General features: G+C 40.5%; 21 protein-coding genes. 8 read left to right on the forward strand and 13 right to left on the reverse strand.

What is annotated here, in order from left to right:
• Positions 1-83: 83 nt before the first annotated feature.
• From ESV85_RS20485 to ESV85_RS20500, 4 genes are all read right to left on the reverse strand, one after another.
• A complete protein-coding gene (locus ESV85_RS20485) occupies positions 84-1,562 on the reverse strand; it encodes an alpha-amylase (protein ID WP_146920940.1) in 1,479 nt (492 codons plus the stop codon).
• 185 nt (positions 1,563-1,747) lie between these two features.
• Positions 1,748-2,461, reverse strand: coding sequence for a 2-phosphosulfolactate phosphatase (locus ESV85_RS20490; protein WP_146920942.1), 714 nt, complete (start codon positions 2,459-2,461; stop codon positions 1,748-1,750).
• On the reverse strand, positions 2,462-3,556 hold the full coding sequence (gene gcvT / locus ESV85_RS20495; RefSeq protein ID WP_146920943.1) for a glycine cleavage system aminomethyltransferase GcvT: 1,095 nt from the start codon (positions 3,554-3,556) through the stop codon (positions 2,462-2,464).
• A gap of 107 nt (positions 3,557-3,663) precedes the next feature.
• Complete coding sequence (locus ESV85_RS20500; protein ID WP_091697428.1) at positions 3,664-3,990, reverse strand: HesB/IscA family protein; 327 nt, start codon at positions 3,988-3,990, stop codon at positions 3,664-3,666.
• A gap of 90 nt (positions 3,991-4,080) precedes the next feature.
• On the opposite strand from ESV85_RS20500, the gene mce reads away from it, so the two are divergent.
• Together mce and thiL are read left to right on the forward strand one after the other, a co-directional pair.
• Positions 4,081-4,485 (forward strand): methylmalonyl-CoA epimerase, encoded by a 405-nt coding sequence (mce, locus tag ESV85_RS20505; RefSeq protein ID WP_146920945.1) that lies wholly within the window; start codon positions 4,081-4,083, stop codon positions 4,483-4,485.
• 227 nt (positions 4,486-4,712) lie between these two features.
• Positions 4,713-5,741 carry a thiamine-phosphate kinase gene (gene thiL, locus ESV85_RS20510; RefSeq protein WP_146920947.1) on the forward strand — a complete coding sequence of 343 codons (1,029 nt, stop codon included), beginning with the start codon at positions 4,713-4,715 and terminating at the stop codon, positions 5,739-5,741.
• Positions 5,742-5,814: 73 nt separating this feature from the next.
• Here thiL and tsf read toward each other — a convergent pair whose 3' ends face one another.
• From tsf to ESV85_RS20550, 8 genes are all read right to left on the reverse strand, one after another.
• Positions 5,815-6,645, reverse strand: a complete 831-nt coding sequence (gene tsf, locus ESV85_RS20515) for a translation elongation factor Ts (protein WP_146920949.1) — start codon at positions 6,643-6,645, stop codon at positions 5,815-5,817.
• A gap of 201 nt (positions 6,646-6,846) precedes the next feature.
• Entirely contained in the window at positions 6,847-7,608 is a 762-nt protein-coding gene (rpsB, locus tag ESV85_RS20520) for a 30S ribosomal protein S2 (RefSeq protein ID WP_146920951.1), read from the reverse strand.
• 42 nt (positions 7,609-7,650) lie between these two features.
• Positions 7,651-8,037, reverse strand: a complete 387-nt coding sequence (rpsI, locus tag ESV85_RS20525) for a 30S ribosomal protein S9 (protein ID WP_146920952.1) — start codon at positions 8,035-8,037, stop codon at positions 7,651-7,653.
• A gap of 11 nt (positions 8,038-8,048) precedes the next feature.
• Positions 8,049-8,492 (reverse strand): 50S ribosomal protein L13, encoded by a 444-nt coding sequence (gene rplM / locus ESV85_RS20530; RefSeq protein ID WP_092896200.1) that lies wholly within the window; start codon positions 8,490-8,492, stop codon positions 8,049-8,051.
• A 181-nt stretch (positions 8,493-8,673) separates the two neighbouring features.
• Positions 8,674-9,384 (reverse strand): RluA family pseudouridine synthase, encoded by a 711-nt coding sequence (locus ESV85_RS20535; protein WP_146920954.1) that lies wholly within the window; start codon positions 9,382-9,384, stop codon positions 8,674-8,676.
• A 78-nt stretch (positions 9,385-9,462) separates the two neighbouring features.
• Positions 9,463-10,539 carry a sensor histidine kinase gene (locus tag ESV85_RS20540; protein WP_146920956.1) on the reverse strand — a complete coding sequence of 359 codons (1,077 nt, stop codon included), beginning with the start codon at positions 10,537-10,539 and terminating at the stop codon, positions 9,463-9,465.
• Complete coding sequence (locus tag ESV85_RS20545; protein ID WP_146920957.1) at positions 10,540-11,232, reverse strand: response regulator; 693 nt, start codon at positions 11,230-11,232, stop codon at positions 10,540-10,542.
• Between the two features lie 151 nt (positions 11,233-11,383).
• Positions 11,384-12,175, reverse strand: a complete 792-nt coding sequence (locus ESV85_RS20550; protein ID WP_146920959.1) for a DUF3108 domain-containing protein — start codon at positions 12,173-12,175, stop codon at positions 11,384-11,386.
• 180 nt (positions 12,176-12,355) lie between these two features.
• Between ESV85_RS20550 and recA the strand changes: the two genes are divergently transcribed.
• Positions 12,356-13,393, forward strand: coding sequence for a recombinase RecA (recA, locus tag ESV85_RS20555; protein ID WP_146920961.1), 1,038 nt, complete (start codon positions 12,356-12,358; stop codon positions 13,391-13,393).
• A gap of 83 nt (positions 13,394-13,476) precedes the next feature.
• On the opposite strand, the gene ESV85_RS20560 is transcribed toward recA, so the two are convergent.
• Positions 13,477-14,724, reverse strand: a complete 1,248-nt coding sequence (locus tag ESV85_RS20560) for an ABC transporter permease (RefSeq protein ID WP_146920963.1) — start codon at positions 14,722-14,724, stop codon at positions 13,477-13,479.
• A gap of 117 nt (positions 14,725-14,841) precedes the next feature.
• On the opposite strand from ESV85_RS20560, the gene queA reads away from it, so the two are divergent.
• The 5 genes from queA to ESV85_RS20585 all read left to right on the forward strand — a co-directional run bounded on the left by queA (position 14,842) and on the right by ESV85_RS20585 (position 19,534).
• Positions 14,842-15,891 carry a tRNA preQ1(34) S-adenosylmethionine ribosyltransferase-isomerase QueA gene (gene queA / locus ESV85_RS20565; RefSeq protein ID WP_146920965.1) on the forward strand — a complete coding sequence of 350 codons (1,050 nt, stop codon included), beginning with the start codon at positions 14,842-14,844 and terminating at the stop codon, positions 15,889-15,891.
• 100 nt (positions 15,892-15,991) lie between these two features.
• Positions 15,992-16,681, forward strand: coding sequence for a 2-C-methyl-D-erythritol 4-phosphate cytidylyltransferase (locus ESV85_RS20570; RefSeq protein WP_146920967.1), 690 nt, complete (start codon positions 15,992-15,994; stop codon positions 16,679-16,681).
• Positions 16,682-16,899: 218 nt separating this feature from the next.
• A complete protein-coding gene (locus ESV85_RS20575; RefSeq protein WP_146920969.1) occupies positions 16,900-17,745 on the forward strand; it encodes a LiaF transmembrane domain-containing protein in 846 nt (281 codons plus the stop codon).
• Between the two features lie 26 nt (positions 17,746-17,771).
• Complete coding sequence (locus ESV85_RS20580) at positions 17,772-18,812, forward strand: sensor histidine kinase (RefSeq protein ID WP_223276072.1); 1,041 nt, start codon at positions 17,772-17,774, stop codon at positions 18,810-18,812.
• Positions 18,809-19,534 carry a LytR/AlgR family response regulator transcription factor gene (locus tag ESV85_RS20585; RefSeq protein ID WP_146920971.1) on the forward strand — a complete coding sequence of 242 codons (726 nt, stop codon included), beginning with the start codon at positions 18,809-18,811 and terminating at the stop codon, positions 19,532-19,534. The genes ESV85_RS20580 and ESV85_RS20585 overlap by 4 nt, the downstream gene beginning before the upstream one ends.
• Positions 19,535-19,939 lie beyond the last annotated feature (405 nt).

Below are 19,939 nucleotides of genomic sequence, written 5' to 3' on the forward strand. Positions count from 1 at the left end.
GGAAGAACTTTTGGGAGCGAAGAAGTGGGGATGGGGGAAGTAAGAAGAGCTGGAAATTTATGTTCCAGCTCTTTTGATAAATGCTAAATTACTTCAGTCCAAACCGAAACTGATCCCGGAGCACAGTGGAAATCTGCCCATCCAGATTCATTCACCCAAACTTCATCCTGGATCTTGCCCAATATATCACGGAAACGTCTTCCAGTATATCTTGATCCGATTTCCATGGAAATAGTCGCTCCTTCACCGTTTGACATGACTACAGCACAGCCCGAGTGGTTTTCATCTCCTTCTCTTGTCCAGGCGATTGCATTTGCACTTTCGAAGTAATTCCGCTGCGTACCAAATGCAAAATCTTTTCGTACGTAGAGCATAGATTCTAATTCATCCACTCGGTTGATGAAAATCTCATAATCCTGACCGTCATCTCCTTTGTCCCAATAGCTAGTACCAAATAGATCTGGGTAAAAAACACATGGGTACCCGTCTTTTCGAAGTAAAATAAGCGCATACGCCAAAGGCTTAAACCAAGCTTCAACAGGTGCTGCCAGAGCTTGAAGCGGCTGAGTATCGTGATTATCAACTAGCGTCACTGCTAATTCTTGGTTATCTGAAACAAGAGATTTGGTGAAAATCTCTCTTAAGTCAAATTGACTTCCCATATTAGAAGCTACGTGAAAACTCTCTTGCAAAGCAGAATCAAATAGGCTCATCGTGCCGTCTGTCGCATCAATGTATTTAGTGAGCACTTCCAAATTCCCTGGAGCCCAATACTCGCCTACAGCAAAGATGTCTTTGCCAGTTCGCTCTCTGAGTAAATATAGAAATTCTTGGAAGTAAGCTGGAGGGATGTGTTTCACGGCATCCAAACGCACCCCGTCATAATAGGTGAGTTCGTGTAACCATGTAGCATATTTTAGCAATTCATCCTTGACGGCAGGATTTCTGAATTCAATGTCACAAAACATCAGGAAGTCATAGTTTCCTTTTTCGTTCGTTATCATTTCCTCCCAGTCATTTCCATATTCACTCATCAGGTTGAATATTCCATGTTCTTGATTTCTATGGTCATAATCTACTCCGCTGAAGCAATGCTTGTCCCAGATGAAATCGGAGTATTGGCCATTTCTACCGGGAAAGGTAAAACGTGTGAAAGCTTCGATTTCATAGAGTTCGGAGATATTTTCCAACCGATTTTTCTCATTTACTTTCATCACTTTCATCAGTTCGGATTCATCTCCTCCAGCCTTGTGATTGAAGACAAAGTCAACGATGATTTGGATACCACGATCATGTAGTGCTTGGGTAGCTTCTATGAATTCATCCTTAGTGCCATATTTGGTACGTACGCTTCCTTTTTGGTCAAATTCCCCAAGGTCAAATAAGTCATACGTATCATAGCCAACACTCATTCCGCCTTGTTCTCCTTTTGAAGCAGGAGGCAGCCAGACGCTGGTGATTCCTAGGTTTCCCAGATATTCGGCTTTTTCTATTACTTCTTTCCAAAGTGTATCTTCTGGAGAATACCAATGGAAGAATTGGATCATTGTTCCGTTTTTCATCTTTAAAAGTTGGTTAGTTGGTGGTTTAGATTAAACGGTAAACGCCAAATTTTAAAGATGGTTTTGGCAGTTTTAAAGCGGGATAATTTGAATCAAAATGGGGAGAAAGTAGTCCTGAAAAAGAGCAAAACCCGATATAAATCATATCGGGTCTTGTAGGGTTGATTTTATGGAAGTGTGTGGAATTACCAATTATCGACTGCAATTAATGTTTCATTTTCTACTTTTCCGACTAGGGAAAAAAGATCCAAAGTCAAACAAAAGTTTATGTCTGAATCAATGTTATGATTTTGAAGGCGTTTTGCGTGGGAAGCCTGAGATAGAAATCCTTTCAAATTGTGGCCTTCTTTCTCGTAAAGAGATTTCATGGCTATCGCACCATCATCCTCAGCCTCATGAGTGGATTCTAGTGCTTTGGCTAATGCTCCAGCATAAAGTGAATCTTCTAAATTGAATTTCCCTTTCCAGCCAGCACAGTGAATCAGTACGTCCTTATTACGTGACTGAATGTAACTGACAGTCGCTTGTAGATTTGGAAAAGCTCCGATAAGAATCTCATCAGCCCCAGCAGATTTAGAAATAGCAAGAGTGCCATTTGTAGTGGTCATTGCCAGCTTTTGGCTTTGGTGTTCACCGGTGAGGTAAGCTAGGGGAGAGTTTCCTAATTGAAAGCCTTCCGCTTTAATACCATTTCTTTCACCAGCTATTAAGTAGCCGGATGATGCCATGGCTCTACATTCTTCGAGATCAGCACAGGTTTTTATTTCCGAAATTCCATTTGCAAGTGCAGCAACCATGGTGGAAGTAGCGCGAAAAATATCGACTACTACCACTAGTTTACCTTGCAACTCATGCAGGTGGATTAACTCTGGACTGAAACAGATTTCTACTTGCTTCATTTATTTTTTCAATAGCGGAAGTTTTTCCACCTGAGCTTTAAGGTTCTTATTTCTTACTTGGATGAAAATCTCTGTTCCAGCTTTGCTGAACTCAGTTTTCACATAACCCATTCCAATTCCTACGCTCATGCTAGGAGATTGAGTGCCTGAAGTTACCTCTCCGATCACTTCTCCGGCGGCATCCACGATAGGATAATGCCCTCTTGGAATACCTCTTTCTTGCATAATGAAGCCAACCAATTTCTTAGAAACGCCAGCTTCTTTCTGTGCTTTTAGCGCTTCAGAATTGGTGAAGTCTTTGGTGAATTTGGTGATCCAACCCAGCCCAGCTTCCAAAGGTGAAGTGGTATCAGTGATGTCATTTCCGTATAGGCAATAACCCATTTCCATTCTAAGTGTGTCTCTAGCACCTAGACCTATGGGCTTGATGTCAAAGTCTTTTCCAGCTTCGAAAACAGCATTCCATACTTTTTCAGCATCTTCGTTTTTTATGTAGATCTCAAATCCACCAGAACCTGTGTATCCCGTTCCAGAGATGATCACATCCTGAACTCCTGCAAATTCTCCTACGGTGAAATGATAGAATTTAATATCAGCAAGATTAACAGGAGTCAAGGCTTGTACAGCTTCGATAGCTTTTGGGCCTTGGATAGCGAAAAGTGAAATCCCATCAGAGATATTGGTCAAGGTAGCGCCCATCGTATTGTGGCTGTTTACCCAAGCCCAATCTTTATCAATGTTTGAAGCATTTACAACAAGCATATACTTTTCGTCTTCAAACTTGTAAACGATCAAATCATCTACGATTCCACCAGTTTCATTTGGGAAGCAAGAGTATTGTGCCTGTCCATCAACGATCTTGGAAGCATCATTTGAAGTGACCTTTTGGATCAAGTTTAAAGCCTCTGGGCCTTCTACCATGAATTCACCCATGTGAGACACATCAAAAACGCCAACGCCATTTCTCACGCAAAGGTGCTCTTCATTATCAGAACTGTAACGTACAGGCATGTTATATCCTGCAAAAGGCACCATTTTACCACCAAGGGCAACGTGCAAGTCATTGAGTTGGATTTTTTTGATTTGGTCTTCCATAATCTGGGTTAATTTTCTAGTGGGCAAAGGTAAGGATTGAGGTGAAAAATGCACTAAAAAAGGCAACCTGTTAGGGTTGCCTTCTACTATTTGTGTGCTAATCTAGTTTAAACGGAGAAGCTTTCACCACAGCCGCAGGTTCTGCTTGCATTTGGATTGACGAATTGGAAACCTTTTCCATTTAGTCCGTCTGTGAATTCCAGCGTAGTTCCAGCTAGGTAAAGTAAGCTTTTTCTATCCACAAGAATTTTCACTCCTTTATCTTCAAATACGTGGTCAGTTTCCACCTGAGCCCCATCAAAGCCTAAATCGTACATTAGACCTGAACAGCCCCCACCTTTCACCGAAACACGTATATTCTCATTTTCTGCGCGTCCTTCCTCTTTTTTGAGCTCTAGGATACGCTCTTTGGCTTTGTCAGAAACGATTATCATATTTTTATATATTACTTTGTCTTAAGTTGAAGTATTGGGAAAACAGTAAGAATCCCAAAATGATTCACTGCAAATATAGCAAATTTAAACATGAGGAAAATCGAGCATATTGGAATAGCGGTAAAGGATCTTGAGAAGTCTAATTCACTTTTTGCGAAGCTTCTTGGAAAAGAACACTTCAAAACGGAGGAAGTAGATGGAGAAAAGGTGGCTACATCCTTTTTCCAAGTAGGAGAAACAAAAGTAGAACTACTCCAAGCAACTGATGAAAATAGCCCAATTGCCAAATACCTTGAAAGAAGATCCGAAGGCGTTCATCATATTGCATTTGACGTGGAGGATATCCAGGCTGAGGTGGAGCGATTGAAAGGCGAAGGCTTCGAAATCTTGAATGAAACTCCAAAACTGGGAGCCGATAATAAATTAATGGTATTTTTGCATCCTCGGAGCACGAATGGTGTTTTGATTGAGTTGTGTCAGGAGAGGGGTATTTGATTGGAAAATTGAAAGATTGGAAGATTTTAAAATTAGAAATAGTTGAAGGTCTGGTGTGTGAAGCTTGGAAAGTGGTAAGGTTAGAAAAAGAACCTCAACTCTACTCTAAACCTCGTAAATCGGACTTCGTAAATCCCAAATAAAAGGAGGAGGGAAACTCCATAGTTATAAATAAATAGCGCCTTTGCGCCTCCCGATAGCTATCGGGAGCGGGAGGATATAAAAATATGTCAGAAAAGAGAACAGAAATAAGCGATTTGGGTGAATTCGGCTTGATCGATCACCTCAATGAGAAAGTGATTATTAAAAATTCCAGCACCTTGAAAGGGATTGGAGACGATGCTGCGGTAATTGAAGCTGGAGACATGGTCAAAGTCGTGACCACTGATCTATTGGTGGAAGGGGTTCATTTTGATCTGTCCTATGCGCCTCTGCCTCACTTGGGATTCAAAGCAGTAGCGGTGAATGTGTCCGACGTGGCGGCTATGAATGCCGTGCCTAAGCAGATCACGGTAAGCATCGCGTTATCCAACAGATTCTCAGTAGAGGCAATTGATGCACTCTATGAAGGTATTCATGCTGCATGTGAGCATTATGGTGTGGATTTGATTGGTGGTGATACCACTGCATCCAGGAGTGGTCTAGTGATCTCTGTGACTGCGATCGGAGAGGCCAACCCTGAACAAATTTCTTATAGATCTGGAGCCAAAGAAAACGACATTCTTTGTGTCACTGGTGACTTGGGCGGGGCTTTGGTTGGATTGCAGATTTTGGAGCGAGAGAAGGAAGTCTTCCTTGCCAATCCTGATATGAAGCCTGATCTAGGCAAGTACACGTTGGTGACTGCTCGTCAATTGAAGCCAGATGCTCGTGTGGATATCATCCATGAACTTCGGGAAATGGAAGTGGTGCCGACAAGTATGATGGATATTTCTGATGGATTGGCTTCAGAGATTTTTCATATCTGCAAAGCTTCTGGAGTAGGAGCAACGATCTACGAAGATAAACTTCCAATAGATAAGCAGACTTTCGATACTGCTGTGGAGTTGAATCTAGATCCTATCACCTGCGTGATGAATGGGGGAGAAGACTACGAATTGCTATTCACGATTGATCAGAAAGACTTTGCGAAGCTGGAAAAGCATCCTGATATACACTTCATAGGTCATATCACCAAGTCAGATGAAGGTAAATTCTTGGTTACAAAAAGTGGAACCGCAGTGCAAATAAAAGCGCAGGGCTGGAAGCATTTTTGATTGTCTATAAAAAGCAAAAAACCTCTTCAAGATCAATTGAAGAGGTTTTTTTTTGTTTAAGAATCTTTTCGGATTAACCTATAGATACTCTTTTGAATGCAGATACAGTCAATCCTTTGCTTACACCGTCAAGGTATTGAGCGATAGTTTTGTTGTTGTCTTTTACAAAAGACTGGCTAAGAAGAGTATTCTCTTTGTAGAACTTGTTTAGTTTACCTAGAGCGATTTTCTCAAGCATTTCTTCAGGCTTACCTTCAGCTCTTGCTTGCTCTTTTCCAACTTCGATTTCTCTTTCTACTACAGAAGAATCAACTCCGTCTTTGTCAAGAGCTACTGGATTCATAGCTGCAATTTGCATTGCTACATCTTTTCCAGCTTCTTCTACGTCAGTTCCGCTTGTGTTAGTCAATCCTACCAATACACCTAATTTACCGTTAGAGTGGATGTAAGGAACTACAGTTTCAGCTTCGATGATCTCGAAATGAGAAACTTCAATTTTCTCACCTATTTTGCCAGTCATCTCAACGATCTTTTCTGCAACAGTCAAGTTTTCGAAAGGAAGAGCATAAAGTTCTTCAACGGAAGAAGCTCCTTTTTCTACAGCAAGGTCAAGCAACTCATTAGCAAAAGTTACGAAGCCATCATTTTTGGCAACGAAGTCAGTTTCGCAAGTCAAAGTAAGCAATACGCCTCTAGCGCCATTTTCAGACACTTTAGTTACAGCTACACCTTCTTTAGTCTCACGGTCAGCTCTTGAAGCAGATACTTTTTGACCTTTCTTTCTGAGGATGTCTACAGCTTTTTCGAAATCACCTTCTGATTCGGTAAGTGCTTTTTTGCAATCCATCATACCGGCACCGGTCATTTGTCTCAATTTGTTTACTTCTTGTGCAGTAATTGCCATTGTGTTATCAGTTTAAAATAAAACGGGATAAATTCTTTTGGAACCTTGAGGACAGAACACTAAAGAAGGTCTGTACTCGAAGGAGTGATTATAGTTACTTCTAAGTGGCTAGCACCTTGAAGGATAGGATAAAACAAAAAAATTGAACATAAGCCGAAACTTGATGTTCAATTTTTAATTTATTTCAAATCAAGTTGTGGATTATTCTTTTGTTTCAGCGTCCACAGCTTTCTTAGCCTCTTCCTCTTCAGAAAGTTTAGCTTCTTCTTTGTCTTTCTTACGCTCTGAAAGACCTTCTTCGATAGCTGCACCGAACGCTTTAACTAGTAAAGAAACGGACTTGAAAGCATCATCATTAGCTGGGATTGGGAAATCTACCTCATTTGGGTTAGAGTTCGTATCAACTAATGCGAAAACAGGGATACCAAGCTTTTTTGCTTCAGCAATTGCGATGTGTTCTCTTTTGATGTCCACGATGAAAAGTGCAGCAGGTAGTCTGCTCAAGTCAGCGATACCGCCAAGAACATCTTCCATTTTGTCTTTCTGACGTGAAACCATCAAACGCTCTTTCTTCGCAAGGTTCTTGTAAGCTTCCTCTTTCATCAATTTGTCCAAACCGGACATTTTCTTCAATGATTTACGGATAGTAGCGAAGTTGGTCATCATACCACCTAACCATCTTTCGGTTACGAAAGGCATGTTAAGTCTCTTCGCTTCAGCAGCTACAAGATCTTTCGCTTGCTTTTTAGTAGCAACGAACATCACCTTTTTGCCTGAACGTACGATTTGCTTGATTGCGTTAGATGCTTCGTCGAGGCATACAAGCGTTTTGTTAAGATCGATAATGTGGATACCATTTCTCTCCATGAAAATGTATGGAGACATTCTTGGATCCCACTTTCTCGTCAAGTGTCCGAAGTGAACACCAGCATCTAGTAAGTCTTTATATTCTAATTTTGCCATTATATAAAATGTGTTTTTCTATTGTAAGGAAGAACCTCCAGATTAACGTTTCGAGAACTGGAATTTTCTTCTTGCTTTTCTACGTCCTGGCTTCTTACGTTCTACCATTCTTGGATCACGAGTAAGGAAACCTTCTTTTTTCAAGGCAGGTCTGTGTTCGATGTCGAATTCGCACAAAGCTCTGGAGATAGCCATACGGGCTGCTTCTGCCTGACCTGTGATTCCTCCTCCGTCTACATTGATCTTGATGTCGTAGTTACCATTCACGCCTACTAACGTCAATGGCTGCTTCACAACGATCTGATGAAGTTCGAATGGGAAGTAAACTTCCAAAGAACGATTGTTTACGGTGATAGTGCCATTTCCTGGAGCCATGTAAATTCTGGCTACAGAGGTTTTTCTTCTACCGATTTTGTTGATCATTTCCATGAAATAGACGATTAAAGAGTGATGGCTTTAGGCATTTGCGCTGCATGAGGATGCTCAGATCCTTCATACACGTACAAGTTGCCGTATAATTTTCTTCCCAATCTGTTTTTAGGCAACATGCCTCGTACAGCTTTCTCGATCAAGATTGTTGAAGATTTCTCTTTCAATAATCTTGGCGTAGAAATACGCTGTCCACCTGGATAACCTGTGTGTCTCACATAAACTTTGGAGTCCCACTTGTCACCAGTTAGTCTGATTTTGTCTGTATTGATTACAATGACGTTGTCACCACAATCAACGTGAGGAGTGAAGCTTGGCTTCGTCTTACCTCTTAAGATTTTCGCTACCTCACTAGCCAATCTACCTAAAACTGCAGCTTGGGCATCCACTACCACCCATTGCTTTTCTACAGTTGCGGCATTGGCTGATACGGTCTTATAGCTCAAAGTATCCACTGTGTAACTGTTTAATATTTAGCTTGTTAAATTTATTTCACCCTCAAAAAGGGACACAAAGATAGGAGTATTTTGTTTTGGATGCAAAATATTTCCAATACTAAGTCCTAATTTTCACAGGATTAGCTTTTTACTACCAATCAAAATCGGGTTTTTCTGACTGCTTTTCGATTTGAAAATCTTAGCTGGTTTTCTCTAATTGATTGACCAAAACCTTGAAATCCTTCGGATAAGGCGCATTCACGAATATTTCCGTGTCGTCCAAACCCTTAAATCCAATCGAATAAGCATGAAGCGAAACCCGCTGCATAATTGGTAATTCTTCTGTCTCTTTTTTTAAATTGAAGCGACGCTTGATAGAAGAAAGGTATAAAGGGTTGCCTCCGTATAAGGTGTCTCCACAAATTGGGGACTTTAGGTAAGCCAAATGAACCCTAATCTGATGCAGTCTCCCAGTGATGGGTTTGCACTCGACTAGCGTATGTGCGTAGTAGGTCTTCAACGTATTGAAAATTGTCTGCGCTGGCTTGCCATCCTTACTTACTTTGGCGATTCCTTTGTTGTTGGCTAAGAGATTTCGGTCTACCAGCTCATTGCTGAATTCCTTGATCCCTTCCACCACTGCATGATAGACTTTGTTTACTTTTCTACTTTCAAACTGCATAGCCAAATGCCTGTAGGCCGCTGGATTCTTGGCAATCACTAGACATCCTGAAGTTTCCTTATCCAATCGATGACACAGTTGTGAATCGGGGATGTGTGTCTTGGCTAAGTCTAGGATGTTCTGCGCTTCGTGCCTATCGTCTAAGCTTGATAGGTACGGCGGTTTATTGATTACCAGGTAATCCTCGTTTTCAAACAGAATAAGGTTTTCAAAATCTACTTTCTTCATGGATTCTCCTGCCTCTTCAAATGAGGCTGCAAAAGTAAGGAAAAAAGAATGTGTAAAAAACTTCTCTGGCTTTTATTATTAGAGAGTTAACACTTTGAGCGTCTCTTCCGGAGAATCAATTTTCACTAAAGGTAGTGAAAAGCTGAAAATGGATCCTTTTCCTACGGTCGAACTCACGGAAATCTTGCTTTTATGTCCTTCCAGAATATGTTTTACGATGGCCAATCCTAAGCCAGTACCACCTTCTTTTTTGTTTCTGCTTTTCTCCACGCGATAGAATCGCTCAAATATTCGCTTCAAATCTTCTGGCGGAATTCCTTGTCCATTGTCTTTGATGTCGACTTGAATGGTGTTTTTAAGAGTTCTAAGAGAGACATTCACATCTCCGCCATTGTGATTATATTTCATAGCGTTGAAGATCAGATTTTGGCACACACGATAAATCTTCTGCCTATCGCCAATAGTTAAGTAATGCTTATTTGGCTCTAAGTCGAATTTGATATGCATCTCGCGCTTGGAAGCTTTGTGTTCCAGCTCCTCCATTACCTCTTCTAGAAGGTCCTGTAGATCAAATTCGGTGAAATTGAATTTGATTACGCCGCTTTCCATCTGGTTTAGAGTAAGTAGATCTTGGACTAGGATGTCTAGCGAATCTAGGCTTTTGGCAGCACGCTTCAAGAATCGCATCCGAACTTGCTTGTCATCAATAGCTCCATCCAATAGCGTGTGTATGTAGCCTTGAGTAGCGAAAATAGGAGTCTTTAGCTCATGTGAAATGTCCGCGATGAATTCTCGTCTGAACTCAGCATTTTTCTGTAGGGTGTCAATTTCCTTTTGTCGGGCAATCGCATAGGAATTGATGACTTTATTGATTTTCCGCAGGGGAGAAATCGATCCTTTTCTGCCTTTTTCGCTGATTTCGGATAGGTCTTTTCGCTGAATTTTTTCCATCAGGGAATATATATCCCCGATCTCTTTAAAGATCAAAAACTCTAGCATGAAAGATATAAGCAGGTAGGCAGATGAAAAAGATACGCCCCAAGCCACAAAGAGCAAAATCGGAGTTGACTCATCCATTAATGACAAAAAGGCTGCAACCAGAGCCGAAATGGCTAAAGCCAGGATCAAAGAAATTCCTCTGGAAGTGGTAAACATTTATTGCCCTAATTCGAATTTATAACCTACACCTTTTACGGTAGTGATATAGTCTTCTCCGATTTTCTCGCGCACTTTTCTGATATGAACATCGACGGTTCTTGCCAATACAAATACGTCAGCGCCCCAGATATTCTGAAGAAGCTCGTCTCTACTGAAAACGATATTAGGGTTTTTGGCTAGGAAATGCAAAAGCTCAAATTCTTTCTTAGGCAAAGTGATCGTCTTGCCAGCTTTGTCAATCGTATAGCTACCACGGTCAATGATCAGATCTTTAATCTTGACTTGGATCTGTTCTTGTTCCTTCTTGGACTCCCGTCTGAATAAGGCTGAAATCCTACTCATCAATGCTCTAGGCTTGATGGGCTTCGTGATATAATCATCCGCTCCCACATCAAACGCTGCGACTTCAGAGTACTCTTCCATACGTGCAGTAAGAAAAATAATGAAGGTATTTTTGAGTTCGGGGATTTGCCGGATCTGAAGACAAGTTTCTACGCCATCCTGATTAGGCATCATGATGTCAAGTAAAATCACATCAGGTAAAAATTTTGCAGCAGTCTTGACTGCTTTTAGTCCATCTTCGGCAGTCGCTACATCGTAGCCTTCCTTTACAAGATTGTATTTCAGAATTTCAACAATATCAGGTTCATCGTCAACTACCAGAACTTTGATTTTTTGCTTATCGCTCATCAGTGATTTCTTAATGTTTTGCTTAAAATTAAGGAATATTTAAGGATTGAAGCCAAATAAAAGATTGTCAATCACCCAGCTCCTCCCTGAAAAGCATAGGAATATTTGGTAAATACAACACTATGTTATCTCTATGTTATGCCATTTTGAATTAATTGCTTTTCAAACCTTTAGCAGATATTATATCCAAATTTAATGAACCAATGAATAGGTTAGCTTTTATTTTCACAGGGATTTTGTTCTGATCCTTTGTGACCCACACTGTGATAGGGAACTCACCTCGGAATAGTTTATTCTTTGGTAGCTGCGGGGAAAAGATATAGGTTTCTTTTTTTCCAAGGTTTGTCTCCAGGGTTTCGGTGCCCTCGTAGATTAACTTTATGTTATATATTTCTTTATCGAAGAATCCTTTGATATCTATGCTTTCTCCCTTCTTCAAACCCCGTAAATCTTGAGTCCTTAAGTAATAAAAACCACTGACTAAATCCTGCACCTGTCCAGGAAGGTCAAAATCTTTCGTCTCTTTTAGATTTTTATTCTCCTTATCAAAAAGCTTCATTGTCGCTTTTTTGTTCTTCTGATCGAAGTGGACAAATTCATGCTTTCTGTATTTTCCTTCTTCAATATGTCTGTAAGACAAGGATGGTAAATTAGTTTCTACATCTAGGTAAGTGCCCCAGTTGTCGTTTACTTTCCCGAAAATCGTTGCTGCTCCTTTAGTTTTGCCATACACATCTATTTTATAATGTGATTTGTCGTTCTGTTCTTGTGGCCTTCTAGAGATTTGCATTTTTGCATCTGCAAGATTTAACCATCCATAGGAAACTTCAAAGGATAACTCCTCTCCAAAAGTAAAGGGAGTGATACCTGCTGAACCCTGTGCTGATAGATCAGAGAGGGTAAGAAAAATAAGAAGTGTAAGTGATCCGAGGATTCTTTTCATAAATTATATTGACAATACCTGACGAAATGGGTAGTATTCTATAGGTATTACGAAAAAGCGTGCCGAAAGGCGTTTAAAATTACGAATTTAGTGTCCCGAAACAATAGGCAAGTCCACCTTGGTAATGGTCTGTCGTTTATTTACTTTCACTAAACAATTGATTTTACAAATTTTAAAGATATGAGTAACAACGCTGAAAAATTAAAGGCACTACAGCTGACTATCGATAAGTTGGATAAAACTTACGGTAAAGGCACCGTAATGAAGCTTAGTGACAATAAAGTGGTGGATATCCCAGCTATATCTACCGGTTCATTGGGTTTGGATATCGCTTTGGGTATAGGAGGAATACCTCGTGGCCGTGTGATTGAAATATACGGACCGGAATCTTCTGGTAAAACGACTTTGACTTTGCATTGTATCGCTGAAGCGCAGAAGGCTGGCGGTTTAGCTGCATTTATTGATGCAGAACACGCCTTTGATAAAGCTTATGCTGAGAAGTTGGGGATTGATACAGAGAATCTTTTGATCTCTCAGCCTGACAATGGAGAGCAGGCACTAGAGATAGCTGAGCATTTGATCCGCTCTGGTGCAATTGATATTATCGTAATTGACTCCGTAGCTGCCTTGGTTCCAAAAAGTGAATTAGAAGGGGATATGGGCGATAGCAAAATGGGCTTGCAAGCTAGATTGATGTCTCAGGCTTTGCGAAAGCTAACAGGTGCTATCAATAAGACTGGCTGTTCATGTATTTTCATTAACCAGCTTCGTGAAAAGATCGGAGTAATGTTCGGTAATCCTGAGACAACTACTGGTGGTAACGCGCTGAAATTCTATGCTTCAGTTCGTCTGGATATTCGTAGAATTGGTCAGATTAAGGAAAGTGCAGATAATATCCTTGGGAATAGAACCAAGGTGAAAGTGGTAAAAAATAAGGTTGCGCCTCCTTTTAAAGTTGTAGAGTTTGATATCATGTATGGGCAAGGAATCTCCAAAGTAGGGGAAATCATTGACCTTGGAGTGGAGTTGGATATCATCAAAAAGGCTGGTTCATGGTTTTCCTATAATGGAGAAAAGCTTGGCCAGGGCCGTGAATCTGTGAAAACACTTCTTCTGGACAATCCTGAATTAATGGATGAGCTAGAAGTGAAGATCAGAGCTGCGTCTGGATTAATATCTAAAGGTGGAAGTAAAGTAGTTGCTGAGAAAGAAGAGTAAGCACTGGAGTTTTTCAAAAGTCTTTATACAAAAAGAGGTTGCTCAATCAATGAGCAACCTCTTTTTTATGGGGAATACTTTATTTAGGTTGTTCTGATAGCTTCCACAGGATCCATTCTGGCTGCAAGTGTTGCTGGGACTATTCCAGAAACAACTCCAATGATAGTGGATACACCTAATCCAAGCATGATGTTACTGAATGAAAGTACGATATCCAATGTGCCCAGTTGAATAAAGCTCAGCAGGAATACAATGAAAATTCCGGTAATCCCACCGATCAAACTCAGGCAAACTGATTCGAAAAGAAACTGGAATAGTATAAAGTAATTTTTTGCACCTAAAGACTTTTGGATGCCAATAATATTGGTTCGCTCACGAACAGATACAAACATGATGTTTGCAATACCGAATCCACCAACTAGAATTGAAAATCCACCGATTACCCATCCTGCTATAGAAATCACGTCAAATATAGATCCGATAGCATTTTGAATAAATTCTGTCTTGTTAAGAGCGAAATTATCTTCGTCTCTTGGTCTCAGGCCTCTCTTGGCACGAAGCAGCCCAGTCATTTCATTTTCTAAGGCAACAAGTCCAATGTCTTCTTCCATGCCTTTAACAGCTATGGTTGGCTCCATTCCATTTCTTCCTGTATAATACATTTTGCTAAAAGCACCGTAAGGAATCAAACATGCCTGATCTTTGGAAGGTGTGTCGAATAATCCTTCGCCCTCCTCTTCAAATACGCCAATTACGACGAATTTCATCCCTTTGATTTTGATCTGTTTACCGATAACTTCCTGCTGAGGGTACAGCGTGTTTGCTATTTCCCTTCCTATTATTGCAAAATTTCTTGAAGCATTTATTTCTGATTGCGAGAAATACCTGCCTTCCTCCAAAGAGATTTCATAAACATCTTGATAGGAGTAAACTGCGCCTGTGAGAGCCATACCTTCATAGGCATTGCTTCCTGCTTTTACCGTGGTGGTGGATGAGGCTGAGATAGTCACTCCTTCTGCAGAAGTGAGTCTTTGTTGGAGAAATTCATATTCTGCCACAGTTCCTGGAGGTCTGCGGAAATATTTCCACCATGGATAGTCTTGCGGGCCATTTGCAAAGGGAAATCTATCTACTCGCACTACATTAGTCCCTAAAAAAGAGAAGGAAGATTTAATATTGTTTTCAAGTGAGTCAACCAAAGTGAATACCGCAATAATTGCGAAAATACCCACCGTAACTCCCAATAGAGACAATATTGTACGGGTCAGACTAGTTTTTAATGCTGAAATCGCGAAGCGAAAACTTTCCCATGTGAGTTTGAAAAACAGCATATGTTATATAGTTGGTTTAAAACAATTTATCAAGTTAGCTGATTTTGCCTGATATTGTTAGTATCTTTGCATTTTTTAGAGTTATTCTAAATCACTCAAGACATCTAAAACTTATCTATGAAATTATCGGATTTCAAATTTGACGTTCCAAAGAAACTAGTAGCTCATTATCCTGCGGCAAACCGGGATGAATCCAGGTTGATGGTACTCCATCGAGATACAGGTAAAATTGAACACAGAATTTTCAAAGATATTACCGAATACTTCGGTGAGGGTGATGTCTTTGTAACTAATGATACCAAAGTTTTCCCAGCTAGATTATATGGCAACAAAGAGAAAACCGGTGCAGAAATAGAGGTTTTTCTATTGAGAGAATTAAATGCTGAATTGAAGCTTTGGGACGTGTTGGTAGATCCAGCACGTAAAATCAGAGTTGGGAACAAGCTTTATTTCGGAGATTCAGATCTCGTAGCAGAGGTGATTGATAACACTACTTCTAGAGGTAGAACAATTCGTTTCTTGTTTGACGGTACTGATGAAGAATTCCATAAGACTATCGATACGCTTGGTGAGACGCCACTTTTGAAAGAATTTATCGAAAGAAAAGTAGAAGCAGAAGATAAAGAAAGATACCAAACTGTATTCGCGAAGAACGTGGGCGCTGTAGCTGCGCCAACAGCTGGTTTGCACTTTACTCCTCATTTGCTGAAAAGACTAGAACTTCAAGGTGTGGATGTGACTCCAATCACACTTCATGTTGGCTTGGGTACTTTCCGTCAGGTAGATGTGGAAGATCTGACTAAGCATAAAATGGATTCAGAAAACTATAGCATTCCTGAAGGGACTGTTGAGTTGGTAAATAGATCATTGGATGCCAAAAAGAGAGTGGTAGCTGTGGGAACTACATCTTTGAAAACCATTGAGTCCTCTGTGACTGCAAATGGTCGATTGAAAGCAAGTAGCGGATGGACAGATAAGTTTATCATTCCTCCTTACGAGTTTAAAATAGCTAATGCATTGATCACCAATTTCCACCTTCCAGAATCAACTTTGCTGATGACTGCATCAGCTTTTGGGGGATATGACTTGGTAATGAAAGCATACAAAGAAGCCATCAAAGAGAAATATCGATTCTTCTCCTATGGAGATGCGATGTTGATCCTTTAATACTGAAAGCTCCGAAAGGAGCTTTTTTTATGTTCACACTGATATAACTTTGCAGTAAAACCTTTAGCGATTTCAATCCTTACTTTTGCGAAAAATAAGTATGACCAATAAAGCAGCGATCCTGGTAGCAGGAGGTAGAGGTACAAGAATGGGTGGGCCAATCGCCAAGCAATATTTACCAGTTGCAGGGCAGCCAGTACTGATGCGTACACTTTCTGTTTTTTATCAGGTAGACCCTTCGATTGATTTGATTCTGGTCTTGCCAGAAAGTGATTTTTCTTACTGGGAGGAATTATGTGCGGAATATAGATTTACTATCCCTCATCGTCTCGTAGCAGGTGGAAATTCTAGATTTCAATCAGTGAGAAATGGGTTGAGTTCTCTGGATTCTAACACTAAACTGGTGGCGATCCATGATGGAGTAAGACCCTTTGTTAGTCAAAAAGTGATAGAGGAGAGTTTTGAGGTAGCAGAACGTGCAGGAAGTGCCATTGCGGTGATCGCATTGAAGGATTCTATCAGGAAGCTTAAAGATGACGGGAAGTCATTCTATGAGGAGCGACAATATTATCGTTTAGTGCAGACTCCACAGACTTTTCAAGTAGAAAAAATCAAGAAAGCTTTTGCCGTGACCGAACTACAACAGTTTACCGACGATGCTACAGTCTATGAAAACCAAGGCTGGCAAGTGACTTTGATCTCGGGAAATCCAGAAAACATCAAGATAACCACACCTGAAGACATGGATTATGCTGAATTCATCGCCGCTAAGCAATTGGCTGATCGGTAAGTTTTCGTGGTGAAATTTCACCGACTTTTTAGTGGGCTTTACCGACTTTTAGGATGAATTGGCCTTTTGATTATTTCAGGGTGTAATTGCTTAGACTACTTTCGATCATCAATTAAACAATAAAACGATGAAATCGAACATGACTCAGGTGTTACACCATGAAATGATTATCAACCATGTGAGATTCCATCTGGCCTAAAAAAACAAATTATAAACAGATGAAACGAAATCGCATAAACAATAATGATGGAGGGATGATCTTTGGATTTATAATCCTCGCTGTAGGAGTCCTGATTTTATTAAGGAAACTGGATATTTTTTATCCTGATTGGTTACTATCCTGGCCAATGATATTAATAGGCGTCGGAGTGATTACATTGGTTAAGCACGAATTCAAAAGTTTTTTTGGAGTAATGATGCTGGGATTAGGAATGTACTTTCTCTTTGAGCGAGAGTTTAATTTTGATTTTGGGCTACAGCGATTTGTATTCCCGATTGCTCTGATTTTCGTAGGGATTTACCTGATCACCAAGAAGCGTAAGGAGCAGCAGGTGCTCAATGATATCCAAGAAAAAATCAGGGCTAAATCTACATCTTCGACAGCTTCAACCGAGGAATATAAAATAGGAGAGGAATACAATAAAGGGGAAAAGTCTACTTTCTCCAGCCAAGCCAGCGGAGCAAAATCTTATGCAGGCATGTCAGGTGTCTCAGGCACAAGCTACTCAGATAGTGTGTCTATAGATTCTATCATGAGCGGCATCAATAAGAGAATGCTGACCAAGAATTTTCAAGGTGGAAAATTAACCGCTGCATTTGGAGGTATTGATCTGGATTTAACTCAAGCGGACTTCTCAGGGATGGTGACGCTTCAAGTTGATGTTATTTTTGGTGCGATCAAGCTTGTAGTTCCTCCACATTGGGATGTGCGTGTAGAAGTGACCAATATAGCTGCGGGAGTAGAAGATAAGCGTGCTTATCGTCAGTCTGAAGTTGATCCTGATAAAGTATTGGTGATAAGAGGAACAGTATTCTTCGGAGGTTTGGAAATCAAATCTTATTAACGAAATTCCCATAAATCCCCAATCGATTGTTCTCAAAAGCATTTTCAAATCCTTCTAAAAGTAATTGGATCGTACAAGGAGCCGGAGTAATCTGGTTTCTTGCTACGTTTGGGTTGTTCATGTTTTATGGTATTGAGCAATCCATAGCCATCGTAGACTCCTTGATTTTCGCCTTGTTTTTCTCTCTAGGAGTAAAAATGCTGGATCGGGTTTTTGGGTTTTACATTCCCAAAGGAAGTAACAATTGGCTGCTTCTTGGTCTACCTCTTTTATATAGTTTTATCGCCGTTTTGGGACATCAATATTTGCTTAAATGGGTGTATTCGGACAAAGAAGCTTATCTAGTTTTTCTTAAATCTCACTTTTACCTTCGTTGGGCTATATTGGGTTTGGCTGAAGTTCTTGTTGCTTTGATCGCTATCGTAGTATCGAAGCTCGAACAGCAGGATGAAACTCAGAAGAGGGAAGCCATGATGAATGAGCTTTCGAGAGAGGCAGAATTGACACAACTGAGGCAGCAGCTTCAGCCGCATTTTTTGTTTAATAGTCTTAATTCCATTAGTGCGCTGACCGTTTCGCAGCCTTTGAAGGCTCGTGAAATGGTGCTGCAGCTTTCAGATTTTCTTCGGGGAACGATCAGAAAGGATCATCAGCAGTGGGTCAGTTTGGAAGAGGAGCTGAGTTATCTGAAAATGTATCTGGATATCGAGCGCGTTCGGTTTGGACATAGACTCGAGATAGAATTTGAGGTGACAGATGAGGTGAAGCAGATGCGTTTGCCTCAATTGCTGATTCAACCGCTTCTTGAAAATGCGATTAAGCATGGACTTTACGGCATTATTGAAGATGTGAAAATCATTGTTCAAGCGTATAAGGACCAAAACTATTTGATGCTAAAAATTGAAAACCCTTATGATCCTGAGGTGGCAGCACCCAAAGGAACAGGTTTCGGTTTGAGCTCGGTAGGCCGTAGATTATTTTTACTTTTTGGTAGAAAGGATTTGCTCGAATCGAAATCTGTGGATTCACTATTTACAGTTAGTTTAAAAATCCCCCAACAGAAATGATCAAGACTTTAATCATAGATGACGAGCCTTTGGCCGCGAGTATAGTGCAAGAGTTTTTAGCAAATTACCCACAGTTTGAACTTTTAGGTGTTTGTCAAAATGGATTTCAAGGACTGAAAGCCATCCAAGAGCATGAGCCAGATCTGATCTTTTTGGATGTTCAGATGCCCAAAATCACAGGATTTGAAATGCTGGAATTACTTGATGGACCTCCATCTGTGATTTTTACAACGGCTTTTGACCAATATGCTTTGAAAGCTTTTGATGCAATGGCAATTGATTACTTACTCAAACCGTTTTCCCAAGATCGTTTTGACCAATCCATAGAAAAATTCCTAGCTCAGCAAGGAGGAAATAGAGAATCCACTCAGAAACTAAATGAATTGGCCGAGAAGCGAAATCGTTTAGTTGTTCGGGTGAAAAATGAGATCAAAATCATTCCAACTCATGAGGTAAGTTTTTTCGAAGCCGAAGATGATTACATCGCTATTCATACTTCATCTGGCAAATACCTAAAGAAGATGACGATGAAGTCCCTTGAGGAAGCGCTAGATCCTGCCAAGTTTGTTCGGGTGCACAGATCTTACCTGATCAACCTGAATGAGATCACCAAAATAGAGCCGTACGAGCGAGATAATTACCTTGTGTTACTTCGGGATGGTAAAAAAGTACCAGTGAGTAAGACGGGCTATGCTAGGCTTAGGCAGGTGCTTGGGTTGTAGGGAGGGAAAGTGGTCAGTCTCAGTTTTCAGGCACAGGCTAGCGCAAACCTGCCAATTGTGGATAATGCTGGCGCAAGTCTTCAGACCTGCCTGCAGCAGGCAGGCTTGTGCCTTTTGAAATGCAGTCTGAAGACTGCTATAGTTAAATTAATCCTAATCACACTGAAATGCAGTCTGAAGACTGCAATGCTTTTGGTCCAAGTCATGAGACTTGAACCAAGTGGTCTGAAGACTTGAACTAACTGAGCATCTGCCAAATCTGCGGTTAAAGTTCAATCTGACCCGTCCTGAAATAGATTGACAGATTTAAGTTAGTAAAATTAGCCGAGGGAGATTTTCTTCCTCGGTTTTTTGATGGATTTCATTTGGGGTTTTCATATTGAGACTTAGGTGAGGTCTTTCCTG

This window comes from Algoriphagus aquimarinus (assembly GCF_007997215.1).
Classification (GTDB): domain Bacteria; phylum Bacteroidota; class Bacteroidia; order Cytophagales; family Cyclobacteriaceae; genus Algoriphagus; species Algoriphagus aquimarinus_A.

What these genes read in the sequence shown, in the direction of transcription:
- ESV85_RS20485 (WP_146920940.1), bottom strand. Translation starts at nt 1,562, where the DNA reads ATGAAAAACGGAACAATGATCCAATTCTTCCATTGGTATTCTCCAGAA.
- ESV85_RS20490 (WP_146920942.1), bottom strand. Translation starts at nt 2,461, where the DNA reads ATGAAGCAAGTAGAAATCTGTTTCAGTCCAGAGTTAATCCACCTGCAT.
- gcvT (WP_146920943.1), bottom strand. Translation starts at nt 3,556, where the DNA reads ATGGAAGACCAAATCAAAAAAATCCAACTCAATGACTTGCACGTTGCC.
- ESV85_RS20500 (WP_091697428.1), bottom strand. Translation starts at nt 3,990, where the DNA reads ATGATAATCGTTTCTGACAAAGCCAAAGAGCGTATCCTAGAGCTCAAA.
- mce (WP_146920945.1), top strand. Translation starts at nt 4,081, where the DNA reads ATGAGGAAAATCGAGCATATTGGAATAGCGGTAAAGGATCTTGAGAAG.
- thiL (WP_146920947.1), top strand. Translation starts at nt 4,713, where the DNA reads ATGTCAGAAAAGAGAACAGAAATAAGCGATTTGGGTGAATTCGGCTTG.
- tsf (WP_146920949.1), bottom strand. Translation starts at nt 6,645, where the DNA reads ATGGCAATTACTGCACAAGAAGTAAACAAATTGAGACAAATGACCGGT.
- rpsB (WP_146920951.1), bottom strand. Translation starts at nt 7,608, where the DNA reads ATGGCAAAATTAGAATATAAAGACTTACTAGATGCTGGTGTTCACTTC.
- rpsI (WP_146920952.1), bottom strand. Translation starts at nt 8,037, where the DNA reads ATGGAAATGATCAACAAAATCGGTAGAAGAAAAACCTCTGTAGCCAGA.
- ESV85_RS20535 (WP_146920954.1), bottom strand. Translation starts at nt 9,384, where the DNA reads ATGAAGAAAGTAGATTTTGAAAACCTTATTCTGTTTGAAAACGAGGAT.
- ESV85_RS20540 (WP_146920956.1), bottom strand. Translation starts at nt 10,539, where the DNA reads ATGTTTACCACTTCCAGAGGAATTTCTTTGATCCTGGCTTTAGCCATT.
- ESV85_RS20545 (WP_146920957.1), bottom strand. Translation starts at nt 11,232, where the DNA reads ATGAGCGATAAGCAAAAAATCAAAGTTCTGGTAGTTGACGATGAACCT.
- ESV85_RS20550 (WP_146920959.1), bottom strand. Translation starts at nt 12,175, where the DNA reads ATGAAAAGAATCCTCGGATCACTTACACTTCTTATTTTTCTTACCCTC.
- recA (WP_146920961.1), top strand. Translation starts at nt 12,356, where the DNA reads ATGAGTAACAACGCTGAAAAATTAAAGGCACTACAGCTGACTATCGAT.
- ESV85_RS20560 (WP_146920963.1), bottom strand. Translation starts at nt 14,724, where the DNA reads ATGCTGTTTTTCAAACTCACATGGGAAAGTTTTCGCTTCGCGATTTCA.
- queA (WP_146920965.1), top strand. Translation starts at nt 14,842, where the DNA reads ATGAAATTATCGGATTTCAAATTTGACGTTCCAAAGAAACTAGTAGCT.
- ESV85_RS20570 (WP_146920967.1), top strand. Translation starts at nt 15,992, where the DNA reads ATGACCAATAAAGCAGCGATCCTGGTAGCAGGAGGTAGAGGTACAAGA.
- ESV85_RS20575 (WP_146920969.1), top strand. Translation starts at nt 16,900, where the DNA reads ATGAAACGAAATCGCATAAACAATAATGATGGAGGGATGATCTTTGGA.
- ESV85_RS20585 (WP_146920971.1), top strand. Translation starts at nt 18,809, where the DNA reads ATGATCAAGACTTTAATCATAGATGACGAGCCTTTGGCCGCGAGTATA.